Raw genomic sequence first — 2378 nt, forward strand, 5'->3', positions numbered from 1 at the left:
TCTACGGAGATGGATGACAATGTCTATTTGTTGCACCTCTATGAGACGAACGTGCGTAAAGACGGGTTAAGTGAAAAGACCATAAATGCATACACTTCAGCCATGCGTAATATGCTCTGCGTTACAGATAAAAATATAAGGCACATCACATCGATTGATATTAAGTTTTATCTGGACCGATACGAGGCCAAAGGAAACAAACCCAGGACCGTAAATAATGAAAGACGCTTTTTATCAGCAGTTTTTACATGGTTCAGGAAGCACGGGATAATAACAACAAATCCGGTAGAAGCCGTACCGATCCGAAAGGAACACAGAAAACCGATTGATTATTTATCAGGAGAAGAAATTGAAAAGATCCGTGTGGCCTGTAAGGACAAGCGGGAAAGGGCATTGATGGAATTCTTATTAAGTACCGGTGTACGTATCGGAGAAGTACCGCTTATACAGAGAGATGATATTGATTGGGAGAAAGGAGAGATATTGATCTACGCTCATAAAACCGATGAGTACCGGACGGTATTTTTGACGGACGTAGCCAGAGTCCATCTCCAAAAATACTTGAAGGAACGCAGGGATGGGAATCCGGCATTGTTTGCAGGGGTAAGGAGGCCGTTTGATGCGGTAAAGGAAGATGGCTTAAGGCTGATCATAAAAAATATTGGAGACAGATCAGGCTTAAAACGGAGAATTTACCCTCATTTATTCAGAAAAACAATGGCAACTCTGCTACGAATGAAGGGATGTTCCATTGAAGATATCCAGTTGATTTTAGGACATAAAAATCCTGCCACAACAATCAGTTTCTATTCTGCCGCAAATAAAAATCATCTGAGGCAGATGCATAACCAGTATTTAGGTGTTGGGGCTTAATATAGATTGCCGGGGAATGCGCAGCCCTGGTATAGCATAGACCGGTCTGTCGTAACTCGTAAACAAGTCTTTTGTAATCGCAGGAATAAACGGATAACAATGTGTCACGGCATTGGAGGGGCTGCTTTGCCCCTCTTCCAAAAAGACATAATGAAACAGGTGATTTTGTATAGTGCTAATCAACTAAACAGTTCTTTAGAGGAGGAACGGTGGAAGAGAATAAGCGTGAATGGGTGAATCATAATGCATGTAGATTCTGTCAAGGCAGCAGGGGACATTCCTGTTCGGGTTACGATTGCCGGGAAGCAGCGGAGGCAGCAGGGCGGTATTGGAATGATAAAAAGGCTCAGGAGATCAGAGCCCTGCAAACTAAGCTAGATCACCGATCAGGAGTAGAAGCACAAGCTATAAAATTGATTACTGAGTGCAGAAATGAGGACGCGATGGAGTTGCTTAATACTTTGAGATGATTACGAAAAAGAGCAACTAAGATTGAGGTGATATAGTGAGAAGAATGAGATTGGTTAAGGTAGTAGTTCCAGAACTTGTAGGCTATTTCGTACAGGGGACGGAAATACCAGAACCGGAATATAATTGCACCTGTGGAATGGGTGTGGCTGAAGAATATAAATGTTGTCCATACTGTGGCGCGGAACTAGCATGGAAACGGGTTGCGGAGCCGTCAAAGAAATTAGGAGTTGGAGGTAAGAAATGTATAGAGAAGAAGGTTGGGTGGAAGGGCATTACGTAGACAATCACGTTAAATATGAGTGCATGGATTGCGGAAAAGAATTTATTGTTGGAGAAAAGCTGCTTGAAGATTGTCCACCTGGATTTCCTGTATGTCCGTATTGTGGGCAAACATATGTAGAGCGAATAGCGTGGACAGAAGATGATCAACTGCGTGATTTGGATTCCGAGATGGGCTGCTTGGCAATTTGTATTGATGATGAATATTAATAATTTTGGAGGAAAATGCAGTGATTGAAAAATTTCCGTATGTCATAGGACAGCCGGCAGAGATATTCCACAACGGTAAGTGGAAAAAAGGAAAAATAGTTTCTGGTTATAGATTCCAAGATGGAATTGTAACTGTCAGAACAGAAAGTGGTGAAACCGTGTGGTGTGGAGAGGCAAGGATTGATTTATACAGACCGTTGGCAAATTAATATCCGGGAGAACCGGAGAAAGGCTTGATCGACATGGCAAAAACAGAATATATAGTACATTTTGATGATGGAGACAGTATTAGTGGTCGGATGAATGCAACGCCGGAAACAGTGCAAAAGATTTTTTCAGTCGGAAATTTCGAAAACATTGGCTTCGGTCCACAGGACAAGATAAGGCAGGTAACATCAGTTGAGATACATAGTCATGAAGATTAGCATTTAACGAGGAGGGATAGAGCAATGGGACTGTTTAAAAAGCTGGACCTGTGGTCTATAGATGATGGATTACAGAAAATTATAGATTATTATTATGACGGAAACGAAAGAAATAGCCAG

Annotated in this window: 5 protein-coding genes; all 5 read left to right on the forward strand. The window is 41.8% G+C overall.

Translation table 11 applies throughout. The features are described from left to right. On the forward strand, positions 1–873 hold an 873-nt coding region (locus H8S75_RS32195; RefSeq protein WP_187024953.1), incomplete at its 5' end, for a tyrosine-type recombinase/integrase. 520 nt (positions 874–1393) lie between these two features. Beyond that, entirely contained in the window at positions 1394–1624 is a 231-nt protein-coding gene (locus H8S75_RS32200) for a hypothetical protein (protein ID WP_187024954.1), read from the forward strand. Beyond that, positions 1585–1833 carry a hypothetical protein gene (locus tag H8S75_RS32205; protein WP_187024955.1) on the forward strand — a complete coding sequence of 83 codons (249 nt, stop codon included), beginning with the start codon at positions 1585–1587 and terminating at the stop codon, positions 1831–1833. The genes H8S75_RS32200 and H8S75_RS32205 overlap by 40 nt, the downstream gene beginning before the upstream one ends. Before the next feature lie 20 nt (positions 1834–1853). Further along, positions 1854–2042, forward strand: coding sequence for a hypothetical protein (locus H8S75_RS32210; protein ID WP_187024956.1), 189 nt, complete (start codon positions 1854–1856; stop codon positions 2040–2042). A 33-nt stretch (positions 2043–2075) separates the two neighbouring features. Then, positions 2076–2258: a hypothetical protein gene (locus H8S75_RS32215; RefSeq protein ID WP_187024957.1), complete on the forward strand. Its 183-nt coding sequence runs from the start codon at positions 2076–2078 to the stop codon at positions 2256–2258. Positions 2259–2378: the final 120 nt, after the last annotated feature.

It is taken from the genome of Hungatella hominis, from assembly GCF_014288005.1.
Taxonomy (GTDB): Bacteria; Bacillota; Clostridia; order Lachnospirales; family Lachnospiraceae; genus Hungatella; species Hungatella effluvii.